Origin of the sequence: Streptococcus mitis (assembly GCF_008763935.1) — a bacterium.
GTDB classification, from domain to species: domain Bacteria; phylum Bacillota; class Bacilli; order Lactobacillales; family Streptococcaceae; genus Streptococcus; species Streptococcus mitis_DB.
The window spans coordinates 1-25997 of sequence record NZ_VTQF01000004.1 but is presented as its reverse complement, the minus strand read 5'-3'; the positions used below and the strand labels follow the sequence as shown (position 1 = coordinate 25997).

The 25997-nt window shown below is 37.4% G+C and carries 26 protein-coding genes and 1 pseudogene; 25 read left to right on the top strand and 2 right to left on the bottom strand.

What is annotated here, in order from left to right; genetic code table 11:
• The first annotated feature begins 33 nt into the window (after window positions 1-33).
• From F9B91_RS07250 to F9B91_RS07130, 24 genes and pseudogenes are all read left to right on the top strand, one after another.
• The gene (locus tag F9B91_RS07250; RefSeq protein ID WP_150922847.1) at window positions 34-1215 is read left to right on the top strand and encodes a DNA cytosine methyltransferase; all 1182 of its coding nucleotides are present in this window, start codon (window positions 34-36) and stop codon (window positions 1213-1215) included.
• A 9-nt stretch (window positions 1216-1224) separates the two neighbouring features.
• Entirely contained in the window at window positions 1225-3342 is a 2118-nt protein-coding gene (locus tag F9B91_RS07245; protein ID WP_150922846.1) for an ATP-binding protein, read from the top strand.
• Entirely contained in the window at window positions 3339-4178 is an 840-nt protein-coding gene (locus F9B91_RS07240; RefSeq protein WP_150922845.1) for a hypothetical protein, read from the top strand. The genes F9B91_RS07245 and F9B91_RS07240 overlap by 4 nt, the downstream gene beginning before the upstream one ends.
• 18 nt (window positions 4179-4196) lie before the next feature.
• A pseudogene (locus tag F9B91_RS12170) lies at window positions 4197-4346 on the top strand (DNA (cytosine-5-)-methyltransferase); the annotation flags it as partial.
• 76 nt (window positions 4347-4422) lie between these two features.
• Window positions 4423-5226: a Fic/DOC family protein gene (locus F9B91_RS07235; RefSeq protein WP_150922844.1), complete on the top strand. Its 804-nt coding sequence runs from the start codon at window positions 4423-4425 to the stop codon at window positions 5224-5226.
• Between the two features lie 266 nt (window positions 5227-5492).
• Window positions 5493-8168: a TOTE conflict system archaeo-eukaryotic primase domain-containing protein gene (locus F9B91_RS07230; RefSeq protein ID WP_150922843.1), complete on the top strand. Its 2676-nt coding sequence runs from the start codon at window positions 5493-5495 to the stop codon at window positions 8166-8168.
• Between the two features lie 28 nt (window positions 8169-8196).
• Window positions 8197-8370 (top strand): hypothetical protein, encoded by a 174-nt coding sequence (locus F9B91_RS07225; RefSeq protein ID WP_150922842.1) that lies wholly within the window; start codon window positions 8197-8199, stop codon window positions 8368-8370.
• Window positions 8371-8488: 118 nt separating this feature from the next.
• Window positions 8489-9064, top strand: a complete 576-nt coding sequence (locus F9B91_RS07220; protein ID WP_150922841.1) for a TetR/AcrR family transcriptional regulator — start codon at window positions 8489-8491, stop codon at window positions 9062-9064.
• Window positions 9061-9741: an ABC transporter ATP-binding protein gene (locus tag F9B91_RS07215; protein ID WP_150922840.1), complete on the top strand. Its 681-nt coding sequence runs from the start codon at window positions 9061-9063 to the stop codon at window positions 9739-9741. The genes F9B91_RS07220 and F9B91_RS07215 overlap by 4 nt, the downstream gene beginning before the upstream one ends.
• A gap of 3 nt (window positions 9742-9744) precedes the next feature.
• A complete protein-coding gene (locus tag F9B91_RS07210; protein WP_150922839.1) occupies window positions 9745-10890 on the top strand; it encodes an FtsX-like permease family protein in 1146 nt (381 codons plus the stop codon).
• Between the two features lie 403 nt (window positions 10891-11293).
• Window positions 11294-11881: a DNA-directed RNA polymerase subunit delta gene (gene rpoE, locus F9B91_RS07200; protein ID WP_042750234.1), complete on the top strand. Its 588-nt coding sequence runs from the start codon at window positions 11294-11296 to the stop codon at window positions 11879-11881.
• Window positions 11882-12117: 236 nt separating this feature from the next.
• A complete protein-coding gene (locus F9B91_RS07195; RefSeq protein ID WP_150922838.1) occupies window positions 12118-13725 on the top strand; it encodes a CTP synthase in 1608 nt (535 codons plus the stop codon).
• A gap of 119 nt (window positions 13726-13844) precedes the next feature.
• The gene (locus F9B91_RS07190; RefSeq protein WP_045612821.1) at window positions 13845-14921 is read left to right on the top strand and encodes an N-acetylmuramoyl-L-alanine amidase family protein; all 1077 of its coding nucleotides are present in this window, start codon (window positions 13845-13847) and stop codon (window positions 14919-14921) included.
• 249 nt (window positions 14922-15170) lie between these two features.
• Window positions 15171-15470, top strand: a complete 300-nt coding sequence (locus F9B91_RS07185; protein WP_031233155.1) for a DUF4651 domain-containing protein — start codon at window positions 15171-15173, stop codon at window positions 15468-15470.
• Complete coding sequence (locus F9B91_RS07180; protein WP_045612822.1) at window positions 15467-15784, top strand: thioredoxin family protein; 318 nt, start codon at window positions 15467-15469, stop codon at window positions 15782-15784. Before F9B91_RS07185 ends, F9B91_RS07180 begins: the two co-directional genes overlap by 4 nt.
• 14 nt (window positions 15785-15798) lie before the next feature.
• Window positions 15799-16425, top strand: a complete 627-nt coding sequence (gene ytpR / locus F9B91_RS07175; protein WP_045612823.1) for a YtpR family tRNA-binding protein — start codon at window positions 15799-15801, stop codon at window positions 16423-16425.
• Window positions 16426-16466: 41 nt separating this feature from the next.
• Window positions 16467-17228, top strand: coding sequence for an SDR family NAD(P)-dependent oxidoreductase (locus F9B91_RS07170; RefSeq protein ID WP_045612824.1), 762 nt, complete (start codon window positions 16467-16469; stop codon window positions 17226-17228).
• A gap of 76 nt (window positions 17229-17304) precedes the next feature.
• Window positions 17305-17700, top strand: a complete 396-nt coding sequence (locus tag F9B91_RS07165; protein WP_000282440.1) for a single-stranded DNA-binding protein — start codon at window positions 17305-17307, stop codon at window positions 17698-17700.
• 155 nt (window positions 17701-17855) lie between these two features.
• Window positions 17856-18140, top strand: a complete 285-nt coding sequence (gene groES, locus F9B91_RS07160; RefSeq protein ID WP_000917323.1) for a co-chaperone GroES — start codon at window positions 17856-17858, stop codon at window positions 18138-18140.
• A 15-nt stretch (window positions 18141-18155) separates the two neighbouring features.
• Window positions 18156-19778, top strand: coding sequence for a chaperonin GroEL (gene groL / locus F9B91_RS07155; protein WP_020902493.1), 1623 nt, complete (start codon window positions 18156-18158; stop codon window positions 19776-19778).
• Window positions 19779-19915: 137 nt separating this feature from the next.
• Entirely contained in the window at window positions 19916-20683 is a 768-nt protein-coding gene (locus F9B91_RS07150) for an epoxyqueuosine reductase QueH (protein WP_150922837.1), read from the top strand.
• A gap of 399 nt (window positions 20684-21082) precedes the next feature.
• Window positions 21083-21856 (top strand): class I SAM-dependent methyltransferase, encoded by a 774-nt coding sequence (locus F9B91_RS07140; RefSeq protein WP_150922836.1) that lies wholly within the window; start codon window positions 21083-21085, stop codon window positions 21854-21856.
• Window positions 21857-21868: 12 nt separating this feature from the next.
• A complete protein-coding gene (locus tag F9B91_RS07135; RefSeq protein WP_150922835.1) occupies window positions 21869-22207 on the top strand; it encodes a helix-turn-helix domain-containing protein in 339 nt (112 codons plus the stop codon).
• A gap of 8 nt (window positions 22208-22215) precedes the next feature.
• Window positions 22216-22725, top strand: coding sequence for a hypothetical protein (locus F9B91_RS07130; RefSeq protein WP_150922834.1), 510 nt, complete (start codon window positions 22216-22218; stop codon window positions 22723-22725).
• 359 nt (window positions 22726-23084) lie between these two features.
• Here the strand turns inward: F9B91_RS07130 and F9B91_RS07120 are convergent, their stop codons facing one another.
• Together F9B91_RS07120 and recX are read right to left on the bottom strand one after the other, a co-directional pair.
• Window positions 23085-23618, bottom strand: a complete 534-nt coding sequence (locus tag F9B91_RS07120; protein ID WP_000775316.1) for a DUF402 domain-containing protein — start codon at window positions 23616-23618, stop codon at window positions 23085-23087.
• 88 nt (window positions 23619-23706) lie between these two features.
• Window positions 23707-24483, bottom strand: a complete 777-nt coding sequence (recX, locus tag F9B91_RS07115; RefSeq protein ID WP_150922832.1) for a recombination regulator RecX — start codon at window positions 24481-24483, stop codon at window positions 23707-23709.
• A gap of 37 nt (window positions 24484-24520) precedes the next feature.
• Here recX and rlmD point away from each other — a divergent pair, with 37 nt between their 5' ends.
• The gene (gene rlmD / locus F9B91_RS07110; protein ID WP_150922831.1) at window positions 24521-25876 is read left to right on the top strand and encodes a 23S rRNA (uracil(1939)-C(5))-methyltransferase RlmD; all 1356 of its coding nucleotides are present in this window, start codon (window positions 24521-24523) and stop codon (window positions 25874-25876) included.
• The last annotated feature ends 121 nt before the right edge of the window (window positions 25877-25997 follow it).

The following is a 25997-nucleotide window of genomic DNA, read 5'->3' as shown; positions in this document are numbered from 1 at the left end:
TAATAATAAGTTTTAATAACTGAAAGAGAATTCATGAGATATATAGATTTATTTGCAGGGTCTGGTGGCTTATCCTTAGGGCTTTATAATGCTGGTTTGCATGGAATATTTGCAGTTGAAAAAAATAAAGATGCTTTTAGTACTTTAAAATATAATTTAATTGAAAGAAGAAATCATTTTTCATGGCCGAACTGGCTTGAAATGAAAAATTGGGATATAAACCAACTTCTAGAAATTCATAGTAAGGAACTTGCTACATTAAATGGTTCCGTTGATTTAGTTGTAGGCGGTCCACCATGTCAAGGATTTTCGATGGCAGGGAAGAGAAAAAATGATGATATAAGAAATCAACTAATGCATTCGTATATTGAATTTATAAGATTAGTTAAACCTACTATGTTATTTTTTGAAAATGTTCAAGGATTTACTGTAGAGTTTAAGGATCATAAGGATAAAAAAAAATATTCTGATATTCTTGTCTTAGAGTTACATAAACTAGGATATAACTTAGACTATAAAATTGTTACTATGTCAGAATACGGTGTTCCTCAAAATAGGAAACGGTTCATTCTATTTGCATCAAAAAATGGGGCCTATGAGATATTTTTTGAAGAATTATTTAAAAATAAAGAGTGTTTTCTGAAGGATAGAGGACTAAAAATACCAATTACAATTTCTCAAGCTATTAATGATTTGAAAAAAAGTCATGGAGAAGTTGATAGTAAAGACACTAAGGCATTTAAAAACGGGAAGTATGGTCGAGCAACTTCAGCATATCAAAAATTAATGAGAAATAACATTGAACAAGGTGCTTTCCCTGATAGTCATCGATTCGCGAAACATAAAAGTGAAACAATAGACTTATTTAAACGTTTAATGACTGCTTCCGAAAACAGTATACGAATTACACCATCTATGAATCTGGTTGAAGGTTTAAAGAAGCGTGGAGTAACTCCTTTAAAGAAAAATTCCATTTGTAATACGATTACTTCTATTCCAGATGATTATATACATTATGATGAACCTAGAATAATGACAGTTAGAGAACACGCTAGAATCCAAAGTTTTCCAGATGATTATGAATTCAAAGGACCGTATACTACGGGTGGTGAACGACGAAAAACGGATGTTCCTCGATATACTCAAGTCGCTAACGCAGTACCGCCTTTGTTTGCAGAACAAGTTGGAGAAGTTATTTTGAAAATCTCTGAATAAGGAGTTAAGATGGAAGAAAAATTACACTTTAAAGTCAGTTCGGGTTTAAAGGATATAATTGGCAAAGACCTGATTACAAATGAATTAGTAGCTATCTTCGAGTTAGTAAAAAATGGTTATGATGCTGATGCAACAGAAATAAATCTTATTATAAACAGTTATGAAAATTACATTATCATTCAAGATAACGGTAAGGGAATGAATCGAGATGATATTGAAAATAAATGGCTGTTCGTTGCTCATTCAGAAAAAAAAGATAGTGATAAGGTATATGCTGGCTCCAAAGGAATAGGTCGTTTTTCTTGTGATAGATTGGGGACTAAACTTAAGCTTATTAGTCATAAAGATGATGAAGTTAGTAAATTGGAAATTGACTGGGGTGAATTTGAAAAAGATTCTCTAACAAAATTTGAAGAGTTAGATGTCACATATACTAGCTTAGATGTAATCGAAGATAGTTTTATTCAAAAATCAGGGACTATCTTAACCATCTCCAACTTGAGAGATACTTGGGACTTAAATAGAGTTAATAGGGTTATTGAAGCTCTTCAAAGACTTGTAAATCCATTTGTGGATGATGGTAAAATAAAGATTAATGTTAAGTACATTTCATCCTCCTCAGGAATTGCTGAATTGAATGAATATATTAGTAATCATATTGCTACAGTATTAGATAAAAAAACTATATATATTGAGTGTGATATAAAAGAAAAAGAAATTAGCATTACCTTATTCGATAAGGAAAAGATAATTTACTCTTTAAAAATTGAGAATAATACAATCTTAAAAGATATTTATTTTAAAATATACTATATGGGTTTTGCTGCTAAATATAATTTTACAAAAATAATGAAAATTGAACCGAAAAATTATGGGTCTATTTTCTTGTATAAGAATAATTTTAGGATTTTTCCATATGGAGAAGTTGATTTTGATTCCTTTGGTTTAAATCTACGTAAAACACAAGGTTTTAAACGATATTTAGGACATAGGGAATTGCTAGGCTGGATTAACATAACAGATTCTGAAAATCATTTTAATGAAGTTACATCTCGTGATAGAGGATTTGTTACTAATTCTTATACTATAGAATTTGAAAAAGTATATATGGAACTTGTTCACAGACCATTAGAATCCTATATGCAATTAATAAACTTTGGAAATAGTGATATTGATGAGATTGAAACTGATGATACCGAAGCGATCCAAAAGTTAATTCGAAGATTTAAAAAGTACAAATTTACAGTTGCTCCGACATATTACGACCTCCCTAAAATCGCTCAACCATTAGAGAAAAAATTTGAACTTCTTGATGATGTAAATACAAGCTCATCTGAAAAAAAAGAAATTCAAAAGAGTTTAAAACAGGCTGCTGTTGAGTTGAGAAAAGAGAATAAAGAAGTAAAAAAAGAAAAACATAAAATTGATAAAGAAAATCAAAGATTAAAAAGAGAAATTATTATCAAAGAAGCAATTCTTGAAAAAGATAAACCAGATAGACAAGATCTACTCTTCCATGAATTAAGTAAAGTAGGTGAGGAACTGGATGATTCTATTGAAATTATTATAGAATTAATTGAGCCTCAGGACGAAGTCTTTAAAAAACAAATGCTAAAGCAAATTGCCAGTCTAAGACGTAGTTCTGATAAACTGATCTCTATAAAGACACAAATTTTAAGAATTACAAACCAATCGTTGAGTGATACAATTACTATAGATTTAAAAGAATATCTTAGTAGCTATTTTGATATCGTATCTGAAGAGAGTAATGCTCGAGTTACTTTGAATTTTGATGATTTACCTGTATTTCAAGATGTTAATGTTTATGATCTAGGTGTTCTGTTAGATAATTTGTTATTAAATGCTGCTGAACGACGAAGAGATGTTGAGATAAGTTTATATTTCAGTGAAGATAATAAAGCTTTTCATTTTGTTTCTAATACAGGTCCAATTACAATTAGTCCCGCAGAGAGTATATTCAATTTAGGGGTAACATCAAAGCCTGGTGGAACCGGTATTGGAATGTATCTATGCAAAGAAATTTGTGAGGAATTTGGTTGGTCTATTAATGTATCATCTCAAGGAAACCTTGTGGACTTTAAAATAGAATTTGGAGATGAGAAGTGAGAAAATTAATCAATATTTTATGGCTAGAGGACGCTTTACATTCTGGTTCGCATTCAAAGAGAGTTAAAATTGTTGAAAATCATTTAAGAAAAAAAGGATATGATTCTAATTTTATTTTCAAAGCAACATTTAATGACGCTAAATGCTCTTTGGAAGAAAATGAGCGAATAGACTTTTTTATCTCGGATTTTAATTTAGAACAAGAAAGAACTGGACTTTCTTATTTAGATGAAGTTCGAAAATTAAAAGGTTACAAACAATTTGTAATCCTATACTCTAAAAAGTCAAATAGTTCTTTAAAAGAAGATGTTAGCAGTTATTTTAATTTGCCAACAACTTCAAATTTTGTATTTGCAAACTTTACTTTTTTTTCAGTAGGGAATCGTTTAGTAAAACAAAATTTCGAAGAAGCAATTGACGTTATTCTTAGCAGATGGGATGAGCTTAATGCTCTTAGAGGAGAATATATGTATGAAAATGCAGAATTGGAGTATCTTTTAAGAAAGAAGTGTTCAGATTATCCCGAAGATATACCATATCGAGAACTTGTGAAAAATTATTTTATTAATGAATTGAAATTAAATTATAATTTAAAGAGAAGAGATATCAAAAGTTATAAATATCTTAATAATATTAAAGAAAACTGGTTGATGCTTATTGATCGCCGTAATGCCCTTGCTCATGTAATTGAGGATCATGAGCCTGAGAAAGGATATTTCATTCAGTCTAATAATGAAAATTGTTTGGAAACTTTTACAATTTATGAAAGGAATTTAGATAAAGAAAGATGTGATTTACTTGAAGTAGTCGCAATGATAAAAGAAATATTAGTTTAGAAACCAGCTTACTACACAACAAATCCTCTAAGTTCGAACCGCTCTGATAAGTACAACATTGCAACTTTCTTCTCAGATAATGTGGGAATTGAGTTGGGATTCGAACAGACCAATGAGTTCAGAGTAGTGTATGCCAATGGCTTCGATAAGTTTGCGCGTCAGACTTACTAGCCCATTTATTCAGATATATCTTGATAATCATATTATTCAGTCACTGAAGAAAAACAATTGAAAGGAACTTTCTATGCAACCAACTTACAACATTGACAATCCAAACTTGTCTTATGAAGCTAAACGTGATTTATGGCGAGTAGGTTTTGGGCTGCAGAAAGTTGATAATCTAGTGCCATCAGCTTATATGGAATCTTTGGCTGAGAAACAGGCTCGGGGTGAACTGACTTATGAGCAGGTTTATGAGGATGCAACGGCTTATCACCATACTATTGATGCAAGTACGGAAGAGGCAGACTTGGTTTCTCTACGTATTGTAGAACTATTGTCTCGAAGAGGCTTTAGCTTCAGTCCTGCGACCTTACTTGCTATTCATAAGGAGTTGTTTCAAGATATATTTGAACCCTCGATTCCGGTGGGGCAATTTCGTCAGACTAATATCACAAAGAATGAACCTGTTTTGAATGGTGAAAGTGTTGTATACTCTGATTACTCCATGATTCAAATGACCTTGGATTATGATTTTAATCAGGAAAAACAAGTTGCATATGCGACACTAACTCAGGCGAATATGGTTAAACAAATTCAGAATTTTATTTCAGGAATCTGGCAGATTCATCCATTTCGTGAAGGAAACACTCGGACGGTAACGGTATTTTTGATTCAGTATCTTCGTGAGTTTGGTTTTGATATTGATAATACACCATTTCAGCAACATTCCAAGTATTTTCGTGATGCCTTAGTATTAGATAATGCAAAGATTTTACAGCGACGCCCTGAGTTTTTAACAGTTTTTTTTGAAAATCTCTTGCTCGGTGGTCAAAATGATTTGTCTTCAGAAAAAATGTATCTAGATTTAGACCTCAATTTTTCATAATCCTAATACTGAGTAAACATTGAATTTTAGGCAAAAATGAAGTAAATATTCTCACAAGAAAACGTATATCATCAAAGTTTCGCTTGATAATATGCGTTTTTTTAATTTTATAGACTGTTCGTTTAAGCTCTAATTACCTCGTACCTTCTGGAGCGAGACGGAATATTAGTCACATACGAAATGAGTGCTATTCGGATTTTATTTTCGTGTACAATTTCAGCCATTCTTGTTATAATCAGCCTATAGGAATCAAGGAGGTGATTGTTATGGCTGTTTTTTTGTCTTTGGATGGAATTGTGGTAGAAGTACTTGATGTCTTTTCTTCTTTCGATGGGGATAGTGAGTTTTTCTTGTGTAAACGTCTTAAAGACAAGAGTCAGTTTGTTATGGAACGCTCTCGGTTCGAGGAGATGTTCCAACTTCAAAGTAGTCACTTGACGACGCAAGAAAAATTACAATTGTTTACCTCCGTGTTTGCTGGCCGTTTTGATGTTTATGCTAAGAGTTTTATCAATGATCAAGGGAAAATTCAGTATTTTCCTTCCTATGATTATGGTTGGAAGCAGTTGCCGCCTGAAAAACGGAGTTTCCAGACATTGACGGACTCCGTTTTGAAATCTCATTTTCGTGGGGAGATAGCCATTGGTATCTTTCCTATGCACTTAGATGATAGCTGCTATTTTTTGGTACTGGATTTGGATGAAGGAGATTGGAAAGAAGCCGGTTTAACCATTCGAAGAATAGCCAGGGAACGCCAGATGGAAGCTCATCTAGAGATTTCTCGTTCGGGTCAAGGACTCCATATTTGGTTCTTCTTTGAGGAAGCGATTCCGTGTCGAGAGGCTCGCTTATTTGGAAAGAAACTATTAGAATTGGCTATGCAGGAAAGTATGCAACTGTCCTTTGATTCTTTTGATCGCATGTTTCCGAATCAGGATGTCCTTCCTAAAGGTGGATTTGGTAATTTGATTGCTTTACCTTTTCAAGGAGAAGCTTATCATCAAGGGCGAACGGTCTTTGTGGATGAACATTTTCAACCTTATGAAGACCAATGGAGGTATCTGCAAGAAATTCATAGGATTTCAACTGCTAAAGTGGCATTGTTAATCCAAGAGGAGTTAGGCAAGCAAGAATTGAACAAGGAGTTGCAGATCGTCTTATCCAATATGATCCAACTTGAAAAATCGTCTGTGACACCCAAGACACTGTTTTTCTTGAAAAATATGGCTTCATTTTCTAATCCCGAATTTTATTTAAAGCAGGCTATGCGACAGCCAACCTATCAAATTCCTGAGCGAATGTATTTATTTGGAGAATCCGATCATTATTTATGGCTGCCAAGAGGCTTGCTGTATCCATTGCAAGATAAATTTAAGCAGGTAGCTGTGGAAGATAGGAGAAAGGTACAAAGGTCTATTAGAGTGGAATTTAAGGGAGAACTCACTTTTGAGCAAGAGTTAGCCCTGTCAGATATGACTTCCAAAGAAAATGGTTTACTCCATGCGGAGACCGGTTTTGGAAAGACCGTTTTAGGTGCTGCTCTCATCTCTAAACGTAAGACAAAAACAATTATTCTAGTCCATAATAAGCAACTCTTAGACCAATGGCTGGATCGCTTAAAGTGTTTTTTGACTTTCGAAGAGGAAGAAGCTACCCGTTATACGGCATCAGGTCGTGAAAAGGTAATAGGCTATGTTGGGCAGTACGGTGGGACTAAGAAATGGCTGAGTGAACTGGTTGATGTCGTTATGATCCAATCTCTATTTAAGTTGGAAAATAGCCAAAGTCTTTTGGATGAGTATGAGATGATGATTGTGGATGAGTGTCATCATGTCTCTGCCTTGATGTTTGAAAAAGTTGTTGCTCAGTTTAGAGGGAAGTATCTTTACGGTTTGACGGCTACGCCTGAGCGTAAGAATGGTCATGAGCCTATTGTTTTTCAGAGAATTGGTGAGATACTCCATACTGCTGATAAGAGGGAAACGGATTTTAAACGGCAATTGCAATTAAGATTCACTTCTTTTGGTCATTTGGAGATTGAAAAGACCAAAGCAAGTAATTTTATACAGCTTAGTGATTGGATTGCTACTGACTCAGTGAGGAATCAGATGATTCTCAAGGATATTCTAGCCCAAGTGGTAGAAGGGCGGAATATCTTGGTTTTAGTTAATCGAATTCAACAGATAGATGTCTTTGAAAAATTATTGAAAGAGAAAGAGGTTGATGACTGTTATATTATTAGTGGCAAAACCAAAGTTCGCGAGAGAACAAGTTTACTGGAGACGTTAGAACAGTTAGATAAAGGGTTTGTTTTGTTGTCTACCGGAAAATACATTGGAGAAGGTTTTGACTTGCCTCAGTTGGACACGCTTATCTTGGCAGCACCCTTTTCTTGGAAAAATAATTTGATTCAGTATGCAGGTCGGATTCATAGAAATTACAAAGATAAGTCTTTGGTGCGTATTTTCGATTATGTGGATATTCATGTTCCTTATTTAGAAAAGATGTTTCAGAAACGACAAGTAGCTTATCGAAAGATGGATTATCGTGTCATTGAGGGTGAGGAGAAACAATTCGTTTATGTTGATAGTAGATATGAGAAGGTGTTGAGAGAGGACTTAGCAGGGGAAAGACAGGAGTGTATGCTTATTTTACCTTATGTGAACCAGACAAAACTGATGAATTTTCTAAAAGAATTTAGAATTAGTCAAATTGAGATATGTATACCAGAGACGGTTGCAAATAAAGCATGGCTAGACCAGTTGAAGAGTAAGAAAATTAAAGTATCTTTTACTCAATCAAAAATAGTCACGCCTATTCTTTTGGTAAACAAGACCATTGTTTGGTATGGTGCAATGCCATTATTAGGGAAGATAGATGAAATGACCATATTACGTTTGGAATCAGCTAGTATAGTTTCTGAAATAGTGGCAGGTTTATGATAGAGAAAATTTTTAAAAATTTCTATGTATGATTTTCATTTTGAAAGAACGAGAAGTCTTGACAGGTCAACGTTTAAATGAACTGGAAATCAACGGAATTCGTTTGACCAAGTTTAATAATGGCGAAATCGGGATTGAATTCATCTGGATTGATACCGAAAACCCACCTCACGATGCCATCGGATGGGTAGCAAAGAAATAAAAAGTTCGCTGTCTTTTTATTTTGTGTTTTACAGTTTTTTCTTGACAAGTCTTTCTTTTTTATGGTATTCTTTTATGCAACAAGTGTTGCGCAACGAATGTTGCGTGAAAGGAGTCTTATGCCACCAAAGGTTAAATTTAGTAAAGAGGCTATCATTGGAACAGCTTTACAATTGGTGAGAGAAGAGGGCATGGCTAGTTTGACGGCTCGAGCATTAGCGGAGCAACTGGGAGCCACACCAAGAGTCATTTTTGGGCAATTTGCCAATATGGCCGAGTTACAAGCAGAGGTTATTGGTTCTGCGGAAATGGTAGTGGTGGAGTATATTCGTAAGGCCTTAGAAGATGAGAAGCCTTTTCGATCCGTCGGGGTTGCTTATATCCTTTTCGCCTCAAAAGAACCCCAACTCTTTCAATTGCTTTTCCAAAATCCCAGTAAAGATCCGATTCGTCGCTTTCAAGATTTTCTTCCCATGAAGGATCATAGTTACCAATTGGTTCTGGATTCGATCGTCGCAGACTATCCTTTGACTGTAGAGGAGGCTGGTCGCTTGTACCAGCATCTATTTATCTACTCACACGGGATGGCCTCAATGGTTGCTTCTGGCATTTATCAATTCAGCATGGAAGAAGTGATTGGATTACTGACAGAGGTTTGTCAATCTCTCATCAAAGAAATGGTAGGAAAGAAATGATTCAACTAGAAAATGTGCACAAAAGTTACGGCCAAACCAAGGTTTTAAAAGGGATTGATTTGCAGATTCAAGACCAGGATGATGTGATTATCCTCGGTCCTTCTGGATCAGGCAAGTCAACTCTCTTAAACGTTCTGTCAGGTTTAGAAAAGGTAGACGAGGGACATATACTCATTCAAGGACAGGATTTGGCTCAACTCACAGATACTCAATTGACAGCCTTTAGACGTGAGAAGATTGCCTTTATTTTTCAGCAGTATTATTTATTGCCTAATCTAACAGTCAGACAGAATGTAAAGATGGGGGCAGACCTGGCAAACAATCATGATTTTTTGCAGATTATCGAGGATTTGGGACTTGGCGATAAGCTGGACAAGTATCCGAGTGAATTGTCAGGTGGGGAACAGCAGAGAGTCTCCATTGCTCGGGCCTTGGCCAAAAAGCCAGAGATTCTTTTCTTAGATGAGCCGACGGGAGCCCTGGATGAAGAAACGGGGCGCAAGATTCTCGACTATATCTGGGAGTTAAAGGAACAGCTTGGTTTGACCCTCATCATGGTGACGCATAACCAAAATGTTGCGGATATGGCAAGAACCATCATTCGTGTCAATAGTGGCAAGATTACCGAAGTTGTGACCAATGATCAGCCTCAGACTGCTTATGAGATTGGATGGTAAGCCATGTTTTCAGTAAAAGATATTCGAAAATTAGTTGTCGTCAGTATAATTGGGGCTTGTGCGGTCTTTGTGGCCAATCTCTTCTTGAATTTTTACTTGGACATCGAGCAGTTGGAGATTTCTAAAACTAATCCCATGATTCAGACCTACTATGACGCTCAGGTTTCGCTTTCCTGGATGGTGGCTATGGTCAGTGGAGTCGTCTTGTCCTTGACGTCGGTCCTTCTCATGTGTTTTTATATCAAACAATTTGTCGATGATCACAAGGAACAATTAGGAATTTTAAAGGCTTTGGGCTATAGCAATGGCCAGTTGGCTAAACGATTTTGGGCATTTGGGCTCAGTTTTGGTGTCGGAGCGCTTCTTGGCTATTTCGCTTCTTTTCTTATGATGGGGCATTTTTATGACTTCCGGAATGAAAAGGGGATCCTGCCAGAAATTACCATTCATTTTCATTGGCAGCTCTTGCTTGCTTTTGTGGTCCTTCCAACGGCATTTTTTATGCTTATCGCGGTTGGTTATGCTAGAAGACAACTACAAACGCCGGCTCTTCGCTTATTGAAAAAGTCCCCAACACCAATCAAGGTTAGAAGGAGAAAGAGGGCTCCTAAGAAAGAGAAAGACTTCCTAAAAGAGCTGTCTTCGTCACTAATTTGGGGGAGAAAATCTATCCTATTTTTTGTAGTCTTTGGCTCTATGTGTTTTGCGGCCATGGTTCAATTGTCCTTTGGTCTAAGGGACTACACAGATGACATCATCCAAACCATGATGATCATGATTGGCTTGATCCTTTCTTTCTCTATTCTCTTTTTGTCATTGGGGATTGTCGTCTCAGAAAGTCGCGAAACCCTGGCTCTTATGAAGGCTTTTGGCTATACAGATCGTGAATGCCAAGGTCATATCCTATCTCCCTATCGTTTCTGGGCCTATCTAGGATTTGTTCTTGGGACAGCTTATCAGTACGCTATCATGGAAATCTTGATTGGTGTGATCAAAGATACGGTTCCTGAAAAGATTGAGCATCACTTTGATGGGAATGTTTGCATCTGGACTTTGATCGGTTTTGCTGTGGTTTATGAAAGCCTCTTTTATCTATCCAACAGAAAACTCCAAAAGCAAACCATCAAAGAAGTACTTTTAGCTGAATAAATAGAGAAGGTTGGATTCTCCAGCCTTTTTCTTATGAAACTCATTAACAAGAGAAGGATTTTTCACTATTCTAGGTAAAATGAAATAAAGGAAAGAAAATGAAGTTACTGGCAGGACCTGAAATGATTTTTTACTTGATTTGACGCAACAAATAATCCTTTATCTCTGTAGGAATCCTCTTGCAGTTTGTGGTTGGTATTGGAGTTGCAGCCTTGAGTTATAAATAAATCAATATACCTGTGGTCATGTTACACAGGTCTTTCAATTAGCTGAAATATTTCACCTTTATTTTTTCTTAACCTTTGACTATTCCGCAAAATTATCGTAAAATAAAGAGTAAATGATAAAATGAGGTCAGAGTCTGTTCGCTCTGGCGATAGTAGTATAAATGAGGAGAAACGCTTTGGAATTAGAAGTATTTGCTGGGCAAGAAAAAAGTGAACTATCTATGATTGAGGTAGCGCGTGCTATCTTGGAACTTCGTGGTCGCGACCATGAGATGCATTTTAGCGATCTTGTAAACGAAATTCAAAACTACCTTGGAACATCAAACAGCGATATCCGTGAAGCTTTGCCTTTGTTCTACACAGAGTTGAACTTTGACGGTAGCTTCATCTCACTTGGAGACAACAAATGGGGTCTTCGTTCATGGTATGGTGTAGACGAAATCGACGAAGAAATCATCGCTCTTGAAGAAAATGATGACGATGAAGTAGCACCAAAAGCTAAGAAAAAACGTGTCAATGCCTTCATGGATGGTGATTCAGATGCTATTGACTACAATGCAGATGATCCAGAAGACGAAGATGCATACGAAGCAGATCCAGCTCTTTCATACGATGATGAAAATCCAGATGATGAGAAAAACGAAGTGGAAGCTTATGATGCAGAAATCAACGAAATCGCCCCAGATGACTTGGGTGAAGACGTGGATCTCAACGAAGAAGACGACGAGTTTTCAGACGATGATTCTGAAAACGTCGAGGAATAAAAGTTAGCTATTGACAATTTTCCTATTTTTAGGTATCATATTGTTCGGGCACCTCTTTTAGAGGTCGGGGCTCCCTAGTTCTTAGGGAGCTATTTTTGTTTTTTCAAGAAGTTATCTTCTTGTATTTTGGTTGTGAATCTGGTGCAGTCGTTCCAGATTATTCTTATTAGTAGGGTCTTGTTTTCTATGTCCCCACGTAGTTGACAAGACCTTGAGCATTTTAGAAAGAGGAATCTATGTCTACGAAATATATTTTTGTAACTGGTGGTGTGGTATCGTCTATTGGGAAAGGGATTGTCGCAGCGAGTCTGGGCCGTCTCTTGAAAAATCGTGGTCTCAAAGTAACCATTCAAAAGTTTGACCCTTATATCAATATCGATCCGGGAACTATGAGCCCTTACCAGCACGGGGAAGTTTTTGTGACAGATGACGGAGCTGAGACAGATTTGGACTTGGGTCACTATGAACGTTTCATCGATATCAATCTCAACAAATATTCCAACGTGACAACTGGTAAAATTTACAGTGAAGTTCTTCGTAAAGAACGCCGTGGAGAATACCTTGGGGCAACTGTTCAGGTTATTCCTCATATCACAGATGCTTTGAAAGAAAAAATCAAGCGTGCCGCTTTAACGACTGATTCTGATGTCATTATTACAGAGGTTGGTGGAACTGTTGGAGATATCGAGTCCTTGCCATTCTTAGAGGCCCTTCGTCAGATGAAGGCAGATGTAGGTGCGGACAATGTCATGTACATCCATACAACCCTCCTTCCTTACCTCAAGGCAGCTGGTGAAATGAAAACCAAACCAACTCAACACTCTGTAAAAGAATTGCGTGGATTGGGAATCCAACCAAATATGTTAGTTATTCGTACAGAAGAGCCAGCTGGTCAAGGAATTAAAAACAAACTGGCCCAGTTCTGTGATGTGGCACCAGAAGCCGTTATCGAATCGTTGGATGTTGAGCACCTTTACCAAATTCCATTGAACTTGCAAGCTCAAGGTATGGATCAAATTGTCTGTGACCATTTGAAATTAGACGCACCAGTAGCGGATATGACAGAATGGTCAGCCATGGTGGACAAGGTCATGAACCTTAAGAAACAAGTTAAAATTTCCCTTGTCGGTAAGTATGTGGAGTTGCAAGATGCCTACATTTCTGTGGTCGAAGCCTTGAAACACTCTGGTTATGCCAACGACGCAGAAGTTAAGCTCAATTGGATCAATGCCAATGATGTGACAGCAGATAATGTGGCAGAGCTCTTGTCTGATGCGGACGGAATCATCGTACCAGGTGGTTTTGGCCAACGTGGTACTGAAGGGAAAATCCAAGCCATCCGCTATGCGCGTGAGAATGATGTTCCAATGTTGGGAGTCTGCTTGGGAATGCAGTTGACTTGTATCGAGTTTGCTCGTCACGTTTTAGGACTCGAAGGTGCTAATTCTGCAGAGCTTGCACCAGAAACAAAATACCCTATCATTGATATCATGCGTGATCAGATTGATGTTGAGGATATGGGGGGAACCCTTCGCTTGGGACTTTATCCATCTAAGTTGAAGCGTGGATCTAAGGCAGCGGCTGCTTATCACAATCAAGAAGTGGTGCAACGCCGTCACCGTCACCGCTATGAGTTTAACAATGCCTTCCGTGAGCAATTTGAGGCAGCAGGTTTTGTCTTCTCAGGAGTTTCTCCAGACAATCGTTTGGTCGAAATTGTGGAAATTCCTGAAAATAAATTCTTTGTAGCGTGTCAGTATCACCCTGAACTGTCAAGCCGTCCAAATCGTCCAGAAGAACTCTACACTGCCTTTGTGACTGCAGCAGTTGAGAACAGTAATTAGCAAGACCAAAACCTTTGAGAACAATCTCAGAGGTTTTTTGCTTGCATATTTAGGATATGAGTTGCAAAATAAAAACATAGTGATATAATTAACATAACAACGACTAAGGAGGAACTACAATGAAAAAAATCACATTATTTGGTTTGTCTCTAGCTGGTCTAGCTTTACTGGCTTTTCCTCATTCAGGGCAGGCATTTGAACTTAAAGAAGAATGGGTTGTTAAATGTGGAGTTCAGTATCAAGATGGCAAAATTCTTCGATTTAATAATGGCCATGAAGTAGATATTAAAGTCTTGGATTTGCCAAAAACTGAGAAAATCGAGTGGACGGTTAGTCTCGATGGTCAAGATCAGACAGTCAATTTCCTAGGTCAAGAAAAGGACAAGTCTATGATCGGGGAAGAAGGGCGTTACCTGAATTTCTATGTTCCATATGGCTATAGAGGAGATATCAAGGTCGAGGCTAAGAGCGGAAACGAAGTAAAGACCTGGTCAACGAAAGTTGTGGATGATATTCATAATGATAGTGGAAAGAGAGGCTACTACCATATTAAAGAATCAAATGATCAATACACCTACCTCGATGCTAAATGGGATTATCAAACCAAGACTTACACTGCTACTTTACCAGAGACTGTCAATGGTCAAAAAGTCTTTGCTTGGGCAAATTATGATAATGACGAGTTGAAACTAGAAAAACCAAAAACTATCAGTCATAAATATGATGATGGAGGAGCTTTCAGAGAACTTTATCCGATTGTAAAAGCAGAAAGCTGGCTAAAATCAAACCAAAACTGGTACTATCAAAAACAAGGTCAATTAGTACAGAATGCTTGGGTTAAAGACAAGGGAACTTGGTACTTTATGAATGATAAAGGAGTCATGTTCAATCAAACTTGGCTTTATCAAGGTGGTAACTGGTATGCCTTTAAATCATCAGGAGCTATGATTGCTAGTGATTGGCTTTACGACCAAGGCAAGTGGTACTATTTATCAACTTCAGGAGCCATGAAAGCAAGCGCTTGGGTTTATGATAAGGGAGAATGGTATTATGTAAGTTCTTCTGGTGCCATGCTAGCGAATGATTGGGTCAAAGATAATGGCCAGTGGTATTATCTGGCTTCATCAGGTAAGATGCTTCGTAATACCTACACACCTGATGGTTACTACGTTGGCAACTCAGGTACCTGGCAATAAGAATAATACTCTTCGAAAATCTCTTCAAACCACGTCAGCTTCATCCACAACCTCAAAACGCTGTTTTGAGCTGACTTCGTCAGTTCTATCTACAACCTTAAAGCAGTGCTTTGAGCAACCTGCGGCTAGCTTCCTAGTTTGCTCTTTGATTTTCATTGAGTATAAGAAGTCCTTTTCCTTAAAGGAAGGGGCTTTTTACTTGCGTTTCTGCTGCTTCCTCATTTGTCCTAAAGTCTTTTTTGTGTTAAAATGAATGGTATGAAAGCTAAAAAAATGTTGATGGCAGGCTTGGCTCTGCTAGGTATTGGAAGCCTTGCCCTTGCTACGAAAAAAGTTGCAGATGACCATAAGCTCAGGAAGACTCAGGAAGAGTTAACAGCGATTGTGCGAGACCATTTTTCAGACATGGGGGAAATTGCGACCCTCTATGTTCAAGTCTATGAAAGCAGTCTAGAGAGCTTGGTTGGTGGCGTCATTTTTGAGGATGGCCGTCATTATACCTTTGTCTATGAAAATGAAGATCTAGTCTATGAGGAGGAAGTCTTATGATACAACCAGCAAGTTTAGAAGAATTGGCATCTTTGGTGGAAAAAGAGGGCAAGAAGGTCTTTCTTTTTGTGGCAGACTGGTGTGGCGATTGCCGTTATATCTATCCTGCCTTACCAGAAATTGAGAAAACTAATCCAGAGTTCACCTTTATTCGAGTGGACCGAGACCAGTATATGGATTTGGCCAAACTCTGGGATGTATATGGAATCCCTAGCCTTGTTGTTCTAGAAAAAGACAAGGAAATTGGTCGTTTTGTTAATCGCGACCGTAAAAGTAAGGAGCAAATTAACGATTTTTTAGCAGGACTGAAATAGGAGAAAAGGAAACAATGATTTTTACATATAATAAAGAACATGTCGGTGATGTCCTTATGGTCGTCGTGAAAAACAGCGGAGATGCCAAGTTGGATGTGGAGCGCAAAGGCAAGGTAGCCCGTGTTTTCCTCAAAGATAATGGGGAAACAGTGGCGTGGAATATTTTTGAAGTTTCAAGTTTATTTGAAATTGCAGAGCGCGGTCAAGTGTTTTTGACAGATGAGCAAGTTGCTCGTTTGAACCAAGAATTACAAACGGAAGGTTTTACAGAAGAAATTGTTAATGACAAAGAGCCTAAGTTTGTTGTTGGTGAAATTGTTGAGATGGTAGCTCATCCAGATAGTGACCACCTCAATATCTGCCAAGTTGCAGTCGCAAGTGACAAGACAGTGCAAATCGTTGCAGGGGCTCCCAATGCGCGTGTTGGGTTGAAAACCATTGTAGCTCTTCCTGGAGCAATGATGCCAAAAGGCAATCTTATTTTCCCAGGTGAACTTCGTGGTGAAAAGAGTTTTGGCATGATGTGTAGTCCTCGTGAATTGCATCTGCCAAATGCTCCGCAAAAACGTGGTATTATTGAATTATCAGAAGACCAAGTTGTTGGAACTCCATTTGATCCAGCTAAACACTGGACTGCCTAAGAAGTTGTTAGTATCTGATAGACCAGCTAGAAGGAAATAAGATGGCAAAAAATGTTGTGATTACAGGGGCGACATCAGGAATCGGTGAAGCGATTGCGCGTGCTTATCTGGAGCAGGGTGAGAATGTCGTTCTAACCGGACGACGGACAGACAGGTTAGAAGCCCTTAAGTCGGAGTTTGCAGAAACTTTTCCAAAACAAACCGTCTGGACCTTTCCACTAGATGTGACGAATATGACCATGGTAAAGACTGTCTGCTCTGATATTCTAGAAACGATAGGTCAGATTGATATTCTGGTCAACAATGCCGGACTGGCTCTAGGTTTAGCACCCTATCAGGATTATGAAGAGTTGGATATGCTAACCATGTTGGATACCAATGTCAAAGGTTTGATGGCAGTTACTCGCTCTTTCTTACCAGCAATGGTAAAAGCCAATCAAGGACATATCATCAACATGGGGTCAACCGCAGGAATCTACGCCTATGCAGGTGCCGCTGTTTACTCAGCTACCAAGGCAGCAGTTAAGACCTTTTCAGATGGTCTGCGAATTGATACCATCGCAACGGATATCAAGGTGACAACCATTCAGCCAGGGATTGTCGAAACAGATTTTTCTACGGTACGTTTTCATGGTGATAAAGAGAGAGCTGCGTCCGTTTACCAAGGAATAGAAGCCTTGCAAGCTCAGGATATTGCAGACACAGTAGTCTATGTGACCAGTCAACCTAGTCGTGTGCAGATTACAGATATGACCATCATGGCCAATCAACAGGCAACAGGTTTCATGGTTCATAAAAAGTAAAAAATTTCCTCGAAAAGTTACAAATTTCTGTAACTTTTTTTGATTTCCTACGAATAGATAAGTAGGAGGAAAAAATATGTATAATAAAGTTATCTTAATCGGACGCTTGACGTCTACACCAGAATTGCACAAAACCAACAATGACAAGTCAGTTGCGCGAGCAACTATCGCTGTGAACCGTCGTTACAAAGACCAAAATGGGGAACGTGAAGCTGATTTTGTCAATATGGTCCTTTGGGGCAGGCTAGCAGAAACCTTGGCAAGCTACGCAACTAAAGGTAGCCTCATTTCAGTGGATGGAGAATTACGTACCCGTCGTTTTGAGAAAAATGGTCAGATGAACTACGTGGCCGAAGTCCTCGTGACAGGATTCCAACTCTTGGAAAGTCGTGCTCAACGTGCCATGCGTGAAAATAATGCAGGCCAAGATTTGGCGGATTTGGTTTTGGAAGAGGAAGAATTGCCATTTTAAACATCGAAAAGTCTGAGTTTGTCTCAGGCTTTTTATCTTGAGAAAGTCAGACTTTTTTCTTGACTATTTCTGACCAAGTGATACAATAGAACTATAAATTAGCACTCAGGTATAAAGAGTGCTAATACTATCTATCTCATTATGGAGGAAATCAGATGTTGAAACCATTAGGAGACCGTGTGGTCTTGAAAATCGAAGAAAAAGAACAAACTGTTGGAGGTTTTGTCCTTGCAGGTTCAGCTCAAGAAAAAACAAAAACAGCCCAAGTTGTGGCTACTGGACAAGGTGTTCGTACCTTGAACGGTGACTTGGTAGCTCCAAGTGTTAAAGCTGGAGACCGTGTCTTAGTTGAAGCTCACGCAGGTCTTGATGTCAAAGATGGCGATGAAAAGTATATCATCGTAGGCGAAGCTAACATCTTGGCTATCATTGAAGAATAGAAGGAGAAAGTAAGTATGTCAAAAGAAATTAAATTTTCATCAGATGCCCGTTCAGCTATGGTCCGTGGTGTCGATATCCTTGCAGACACTGTTAAAGTAACCTTGGGACCAAAAGGTCGTAATGTCGTTCTTGAAAAATCATTTGGTTCACCCTTGATCACCAATGACGGTGTAACTATTGCCAAAGAAATCGAATTGGAAGACCATTTTGAAAATATGGGTGCCAAATTGGTATCAGAAGTAGCTTCAAAAACCAATGATATTGCAGGTGATGGGACTACAACTGCAACAGTCTTGACTCAAGCAATCGTCCGTGAAGGCATAAAAAACGTCACAGCAGGTGCAAATCCAATCGGTATTCGTCGTGGGATTGAAACAGCAGTTGCCGCAGCAGTTGAAGCTTTGAAAAACAACGCCATCCCTGTTGCCAATAAAGAAGCCATCGCTCAGGTTGCTGCCGTATCTTCTCGTTCTGAAAAAGTCGGCGAATACATTTCTGAAGCAATGGAAAAAGTTGGTAAAGACGGAGTCATCACCATTGAAGAGTCACGTGGTATGGAAACAGAGCTTGAAGTTGTAGAAGGTATGCAGTTCGACCGTGGTTACCTTTCACAATATATGGTGACAGATAGCGAAAAAATGGTGGCTGACCTTGAAAATCCATACATTTTGATTACAGATAAGAAGATTTCAAATATCCAAGAAATCTTGCCACTGTTGGAAAGCATTCTCCAAAGCAACCGTCCGCTCTTGATTATTGCGGATGATGTGGATGGTGAGGCTCTTCCAACCCTTGTATTGAACAAGATTCGTGGAACCTTCAACGTGGTAGCAGTTAAGGCACCTGGCTTTGGGGACCGTCGCAAAGCCATGCTTGAAGATATCGCCATCTTAACAGGCGGAACAGTTATCACAGAAGATCTTGGTCTTGAGTTGAAAGATGCGACAATTGAAGCTCTTGGTCAAGCAGCGAGAGTAACTGTGGACAAAGATAGCACTGTTATCGTAGAAGGTGCTGGAAATCCTGAAGCGATTTCTCACCGTGTTGCAGTTATCAAGTCTCAAATCGAAACCACAACTTCTGAATTTGACCGTGAAAAATTGCAAGAACGCTTGGCGAAATTGTCAGGTGGTGTAGCAGTCATCAAGGTCGGAGCTGCAACTGAAACTGAGTTGAAAGAAATGAAACTCCGCATTGAAGATGCTCTCAATGCTACTCGTGCAGCCGTGGAAGAAGGAATTGTTGCTGGTGGTGGAACAGCCCTTGTAAATGTTATCCCTGCCGTGGCTGATTTGGAATTGACAGGAGACGAAGCAACGGGCCGCAATATTGTTCTCCGTGCTTTGGAAGAACCTGTTCGTCAGATTGCCCACAATGCAGGATTCGAAGGTTCAATCGTTATCGATCGTTTGAAAAATGCTGAAGTTGGTACAGGTTTCAACGCAGCAACTGGCGAGTGGGTTAATATGATTGATCAAGGTATCATCGACCCAGTTAAAGTGAGCCGTTCAGCCCTTCAAAACGCAGCATCTGTAGCCAGCTTGATTTTGACTACGGAAGCAGTTGTGGCCAATAAACCAGAACCAGTAGCCCCAGCTCCAGCCATGGATCCAAGCATGATGGGCGGCATGATGTAAGCTTTCTATAGAAAACAACTTATAAAAAACACAAAAGGAGGGAATGGCTATTCCTCCTTTTTATGCTATTCACTTTTAAATTGATTTGAGCTCTCCTAACTTATATGATAAAATAAGACTAGAAAAAGGAGAAGAACATGATCGATGTAGAAGAAATTCTGAGCAAGATGAACCCCAATCAGAAGATTAATTATGACCGTGTCATGCAGAAGATGGTACAAGTATGGGAGATAAATGAGCAACGGCCAACCATTCTTATGCATGTTTGCTGCGCCCCTTGCAGTACCTATACCCTAGAATATTTGACTAAGTATGCAGACGTGACCATCTATTTTGCCAATTCTAATATCCATCCCAAGGCAGAATACCATAAGCGTGCCTATGTGACTAAAAAGTTTGTCAGTGATTTCAATGAGCGAACTGGCAATAACGTTCAATACCTAGAAGCTCCTTATGAACCTAACGAATATCGTAAACTGGTTCGAGGTTTGGAAGAAGAGCCTGAAGGTGGCGACCGTTGTAAGGTTTGCTTTGACTACCGCCTGGATAAAACAGCTCAAGTGGCTATGGATTTAGGTTTTGACTACTTCGGTTCAGCCTTGACCATCAGTCCTCATAAGAATTCTCAAACCATTAACAGCATCGGAATCGATGTGCAAAAAATTTATACAACCCATTATCTTCCAAGTGATTTCAAGAAAAATCAAGGCTACAAACGTTCGGTAGAGATGTGTGAAGAGTATGACATCTACCGTCAATGTTATTGTGGATGCGTCTATGCAGCCCAGGCTCAGAATATTGATTTGGTTCAGGTTAAGAAGGACGCCACGGCTTTCTTACTGGATAAGGATGTTGAAAAAGATTATTCCCATATCAAATTCACAGTTACAAAATTAGATATATAAATGAAAACTTGCCTCAAGGTAGGTTTTTTGCTAGTAGAAAAGCGATAGACAGAAATTGTTGGACCAATTTTTGAATTTCTAGTCCAAGGCTTGTAAGTCTTCAACAAGCCTTGGACTCTTAAAAAAATGAAGTTTTGCTCAAAAGAGCTTTTTAAATTAAAACAAGCAATTATCAGTTCAAATCTGTTTCAAAAGAAGAACGGATAAATTAATCGATGCTTTGTTTTTGAGTTAGGAAGTTAAGCATGCCAAACTGAGTCGTAGGAATAAATTTCTTTATAGAAATGTGTTACAACTCTGCTATAACGGAATATTCCTTTTTTGCATTTATACAACTTATTTAACACTATCTTTATTCTTGTGATATAATGTCAAATTATAGAGTGGAGGTCATTTAAAATGATTGATAAAGTAATTGAACAATATAAAAGTCATGATAATCTTGATATTCGAGTAGAATTGCATAAGAAGTATTCAAAAAATAAATTGGGATTTAATAATTGGATATTTTCTAACTACCAAATCACTGATGAAGTAAAGGTTCTAGAATTGGGATGTGGTACAGGAGAACTATGGAAAAGTAATAGTGATTCTATAGATAAAATGAAGCAGTTGATTGTTACAGATTTTTCTAAAGATATGGTAAAATCAACGAAGTCAGTGATTGGAAATAGAGACAATGTCAACTATGAGATAATGGATATTCAAAAGATTTCTTTTGAGAATGAAACTTTTGATATTGTTATTGCTAATATGCTTTTACATCATGTGAATGATATTCCTAAAGCTCTCTCTGAGGTAAATAGGGTCTTAAAAATCGGAGGAATTTTTTACTGTGCTACATTTGGTGAAAATGGAGTTGTAAATTATTTGGCAAGTTTATTTAAAGATGAGGTTAATCAAGATTTAGAAAATAAAACGTTTACTTTACAAAATGGTAAAAGGTACCTGAGTAGGTATTTTAACTCTGTCGATACATTACTCTATGATGATGAGTTACAGGTAACTAGTATAGATGACCTGGTTAAATACATCCAATCGTTTAAAGGAATTTCAGAAATAGGCTCACTAGAAGAGGAAATAATACGTAAAAGATTGGAAAGTGAGTTTAATAATGGTATGTTGATCATTCCTAAAGAATATGGTATGTTTATCGCTCGAAAAGAAAGTTAAGGGAATGAAAGTGTGAAAAATTACGGAGAAGCTTTTCGATATTTTAGAAAATTAAACGGATATTCTTTAGAGTATGCTGCAGCTGATTCTATATCAAAATCCCAACTTTCTAGATTTGAAAGGGGAGAAAATGAAATTTCTCTTTCAACGTTCTTTAAATTATTATCAAATATCAATGTTTCGATAGAGAATTTTTGTAATCACCTAGAACATTATAAAAGAACGGAGCTTGATGATTTTTTGGTTAATTTATCTCCGAATTTTTATAGTTTGAATACTAAAGGATTGGAGGTAATAAAAAATGAGCAACAAAAGCTTTTTGAGAAGAGTGGGGAAAAACTCACAAAATAAATACAATTATGGTTCAGGGATTATTAAATCAGATAGATTGTAATCATGTAGTTAGTAGAGATGATCTAAATTTGGTATATGACTATTTATTCCAGAAGGAACGATGGGAGTCCTATGAGATAACGCTGATTGGTAATTTATATCATCTTTTTGAAATAGATTATATTTACATGGTCGGAAAAGAAATACTAGAGCGTACACATTATTACGAAAAAATCGGCAAGAATAGAAATTTAGTTGTGTCAGCTTGTTTAAATTTTTGGTTCTGTTGCCTTGAAAATTCACATCTAATATATGCAGACTACTTTGAAATGAAATTAAAAAAATTATTAAAAGATGACACAAAAGTTTTTGAAAAATCTACATTCAAATTTGTAGAAGGATATAAAATATATCTGACTGAATCTAAAGAATCTGGAATTAAACAAATGGACAATGTCATAAAATATTTTGAGTTTATTGAATCTAAAAGTATTGCTTTATATTTTCAAAAACGATTAAATGAGTTGGTAGATTAAATAGCATTTTCTCTGTTGAGATATTGTTTTTAAAATATTGTACTAAATGATTGATGCTATGCGGAAATACAATAACTAAATTTTTTGATAGGAAGGAGACCTGTATTTTTTATACTAATCATCTTCTTATTTTTTGTATTAGACGATAGAAGATTGTTGTAAACTTACAAGGAACAAAGATATTAAAAAATATCAGTATGTCTATTTGTTTTATATATTTCGCGAATTCTGCATAAATCTCTTTCTAGTAATGTGTTGTAACTCTGCTATAATGGATTTATTCCTTTTTGTGTTTACACAATTTATTTTACACTACCAAAAAAACAAGGTCAGGATTTTGTTCCTGACCTTTGACAACTTTACCGATTCTTTAGTTCTACATAGCGCTTGTACCAAATGTTTACATAGGCTTCTGAGAAAGGACCACGTCCATTGTTAATCCAATCAACAAGAATTTTGACATGTTCTTTTAAAATATAGTCCAAGTCATCAGAATAATTCATTTTGCGTTTGTGACGCTCATACTCCTCAACGTCCAAGAGACGTTTTTCCCCATCTGTAAAAATTTTAACATCCAAATCGTAATCAATATACTTCAGTGCTTCTTCATCCAGATAGTAGGGGCTAGCCATATTGCAATAGTAGGAAATTCCATTATCACGAATCATGGCAATGATATTAAACCAATATTTCTTGTGAAAGTAAACAATAGCCGGTTCTCGAGTGACCCAACGACGACCATCACTTTCGGTAACCAGTGTATGATCGTTGACACCAATAATGGCGTTTTCTGTTGTTTTTAGTACCATGGTGTCCCGCCAAGTTCGGTGGAGACTCCCATCATGCTTATAACTTTGAATTGTAATAAAGTCGCCTTCTTTTGGAAGCTTCATAACTAACCAACTTTCTACAATTTATAAGTTTATCGTTTACTATTGTATCATAAAATTGCCTAAAATCTGTGAATTTTACATGAAAATATTAAAGATATTCTCTGAGAGCGCTTGCTATATCCGAAAAATCGTAGCCTTTTCGAGCTAAAACTTGAGTTAAACGCTGTTTAAGTTCGTATCCTTCATATTTTCGGACATACTTAGCATATTGCTTATCAAGCTCCTTGAAGATGAGTTCCTGAGTCGTTTCTTGGTCAACTTGACTATCCAAGTCATCAAAGGCACTTTTAGCATCAGAATAGGAAAAACCCTTGTTGGTCAGATTTTGTATAATCTTATCCTGCAAAGCACGAGCAGGAAGCTTTCCAGAGTATTTTTTAAGCAGTTTCTCTGCAACACGTTGAGCAACTTCCGAAAAATCAAAATCATTCAAGATATCTTCTATAGTAAATTTTGAAATTCCTTTTTGTACTAATTTCTGAGTCAGTACATAAGGCCCCTTATCTCCTGAAAGTTGATTGGTATTGATGATAGCATAAGTGTACTGGCTATCATTAATCCACTTATCCTCTTTAAGATTATCAATGACTTGAGAAACTATGTTTTCATCAATATCGTATTTTTTCAGATATTCTCTGACTTCTTTTTCAGTGCGCGCTTTAAAGGATAGGTGGTAGAGAGCTAGATTCTTACCGTAAGAAAATTGGGCAAAGTCCTGAATCTCTTTCAATTCTTCTTCGCTTATCACCTTATCTCTTGATAACATAAAACGAACAATAGTATCTTCAGTAATGTAGCATTTGTCGCCATTATCAAACTCCATCAGATAGAGTCTTTTTTTCTTTTCAAGTTTTGTGATTTTCATAGTTCTATTATAACTCAAAATGTGATAAGATAGGGGTATGAATCTGAAAGTGAAACAAAAAATACCATTAAAAATCAAGCGCATGGGAATTAATGGTGAGGGAATCGGCTTTTATCAAAAAACATTAGTCTTTGTGCCTGGTGCTCTCAAAGGAGAAGATATCTATTGTCAGATTACTTCTATTAAACGTAACTTTGTTGAAGCAAAATTACTAAAGGTTAATAAGAAGTCTAAATTCCGTGTTGTGCCAGCATGTACTATTTACAATGAGTGCGGAGGCTGCCAAATCATGCACCTGCATTATGATAAGCAGCTAGAGTTCAAGACGGACTTACTTCATCAAGCACTGAAAAAATTTGCCCCTGCAGGATATGAAAATTATGAAATCCGCCCGACTATTGGTATGCAGGAACCAAAGTACTACCGTGCTAAGTTACAATTTCAGACTCGAAAATTTAAGAATCAGGTCAAGGCAGGTCTGTATGCACAAAACTCTCATTATTTGGTGGAGTTGAAAGACTGCCTAGTACAAGATAAGGAAACCCAAGTGATTGCTAATCGCCTAGCAGAATTGCTTACTTATCACCAGATTCCAATCACCGATGAGAGAAAAGTTCTAGGTGTTAGAACTATAATGGTCCGACGAGCAAGAAAGACTGGACAGGTTCAGATTATTATTGTTACAAACCGCCAGCTTAATTTAAACCTGCTGGTAAAAGATTTAATTAAAGATTTTTCAGAGGTTGTGACAGTAGCTGTTAATACAAATACAGCTAAAACTAGTGAGATTTATGGTGAAAAGACAGAGATTATCTGGGGACAAGAGAGTATTCAAGAAGGTGTTCTTGATTATGAATTTTCACTATCTCCTCGAGCATTCTATCAACTAAATCCTGAACAAACAGAAGTCCTCTATAGCGAGGCGGTAAAAGCGCTGGATGTTGATAAAGAAGACCATTTGATTGACGCTTATTGTGGAGTTGGAACGATTGGATTTGCCTTCGCAAAGAAAATTAAAACACTCAGAGGTATGGATATTATTCCAGAAGCCATTGAAGATGCTAAGCGAAATGCTAAAAGAATGGGATTTGACAACACACATTACGAAGCAGGAACAGCGGAAGAGATTATTCCTCGCTGGTATAAGGAAGGCTACCGAGCAGATGCTCTGATCGTAGATCCACCACGTACAGGTCTGGATGACAAGTTATTAGATACAATTCTTAACTATGTACCAGAAAAAATGGTTTATATTTCTTGCAATGTTTCGACCTTGGCTCGTGATTTGGTACGCTTAGTAGAAGTCTATGACCTCCATTATATCCAGTCGGTCGATATGTTCCCACACACTGCTCGAACGGAAGCAGTTGTGAAATTAATTAAAAAAGTTTAAAAAAAGTAGTTGACAAAGTTTGAAAAGCCTGTATAATAGTAAGAGTTGAAAATAACAGCTCTGGTCCGTTGGTCAAGGGGTTAAGACACCGCCTTTTCACGGCGGTAACACGGGTTCGAAT

Bases quoted from the DNA above. Each gene is read 5' to 3' on its own strand.
- groL (WP_020902493.1), top strand. From the start codon at position 18,156: ATGTCAAAAGAAATTAAATTTTCATCAGATGCCCGTTCAGCTATGGTC.
- recX (WP_150922832.1), bottom strand. From the start codon at position 24,483: ATGAAAATCACAAAACTTGAAAAGAAAAAAAGACTCTATCTGATGGAG.
- F9B91_RS07220 (WP_150922841.1), top strand. From the start codon at position 8,489: ATGCCACCAAAGGTTAAATTTAGTAAAGAGGCTATCATTGGAACAGCT.
- F9B91_RS07180 (WP_045612822.1), top strand. From the start codon at position 15,467: ATGATACAACCAGCAAGTTTAGAAGAATTGGCATCTTTGGTGGAAAAA.
- F9B91_RS07140 (WP_150922836.1), top strand. From the start codon at position 21,083: ATGATTGATAAAGTAATTGAACAATATAAAAGTCATGATAATCTTGAT.
- F9B91_RS07150 (WP_150922837.1), top strand. From the start codon at position 19,916: ATGATCGATGTAGAAGAAATTCTGAGCAAGATGAACCCCAATCAGAAG.
- rlmD (WP_150922831.1), top strand. From the start codon at position 24,521: ATGAATCTGAAAGTGAAACAAAAAATACCATTAAAAATCAAGCGCATG.
- F9B91_RS07215 (WP_150922840.1), top strand. From the start codon at position 9,061: ATGATTCAACTAGAAAATGTGCACAAAAGTTACGGCCAAACCAAGGTT.
- groES (WP_000917323.1), top strand. From the start codon at position 17,856: ATGTTGAAACCATTAGGAGACCGTGTGGTCTTGAAAATCGAAGAAAAA.
- ytpR (WP_045612823.1), top strand. From the start codon at position 15,799: ATGATTTTTACATATAATAAAGAACATGTCGGTGATGTCCTTATGGTC.
- F9B91_RS07165 (WP_000282440.1), top strand. From the start codon at position 17,305: ATGTATAATAAAGTTATCTTAATCGGACGCTTGACGTCTACACCAGAA.
- F9B91_RS07225 (WP_150922842.1), top strand. From the start codon at position 8,197: ATGATTTTCATTTTGAAAGAACGAGAAGTCTTGACAGGTCAACGTTTA.
- F9B91_RS07230 (WP_150922843.1), top strand. From the start codon at position 5,493: ATGGCTGTTTTTTTGTCTTTGGATGGAATTGTGGTAGAAGTACTTGAT.
- F9B91_RS07190 (WP_045612821.1), top strand. From the start codon at position 13,845: ATGAAAAAAATCACATTATTTGGTTTGTCTCTAGCTGGTCTAGCTTTA.
- F9B91_RS07195 (WP_150922838.1), top strand. From the start codon at position 12,118: ATGTCTACGAAATATATTTTTGTAACTGGTGGTGTGGTATCGTCTATT.
- F9B91_RS07120 (WP_000775316.1), bottom strand. From the start codon at position 23,618: ATGAAGCTTCCAAAAGAAGGCGACTTTATTACAATTCAAAGTTATAAG.
- F9B91_RS07250 (WP_150922847.1), top strand. From the start codon at position 34: ATGAGATATATAGATTTATTTGCAGGGTCTGGTGGCTTATCCTTAGGG.
- F9B91_RS07245 (WP_150922846.1), top strand. From the start codon at position 1,225: ATGGAAGAAAAATTACACTTTAAAGTCAGTTCGGGTTTAAAGGATATA.
- F9B91_RS07210 (WP_150922839.1), top strand. From the start codon at position 9,745: ATGTTTTCAGTAAAAGATATTCGAAAATTAGTTGTCGTCAGTATAATT.
- F9B91_RS07170 (WP_045612824.1), top strand. From the start codon at position 16,467: ATGGCAAAAAATGTTGTGATTACAGGGGCGACATCAGGAATCGGTGAA.
- F9B91_RS07185 (WP_031233155.1), top strand. From the start codon at position 15,171: ATGAATGGTATGAAAGCTAAAAAAATGTTGATGGCAGGCTTGGCTCTG.
- F9B91_RS07130 (WP_150922834.1), top strand. From the start codon at position 22,216: ATGGTTCAGGGATTATTAAATCAGATAGATTGTAATCATGTAGTTAGT.
- F9B91_RS07235 (WP_150922844.1), top strand. From the start codon at position 4,423: ATGCAACCAACTTACAACATTGACAATCCAAACTTGTCTTATGAAGCT.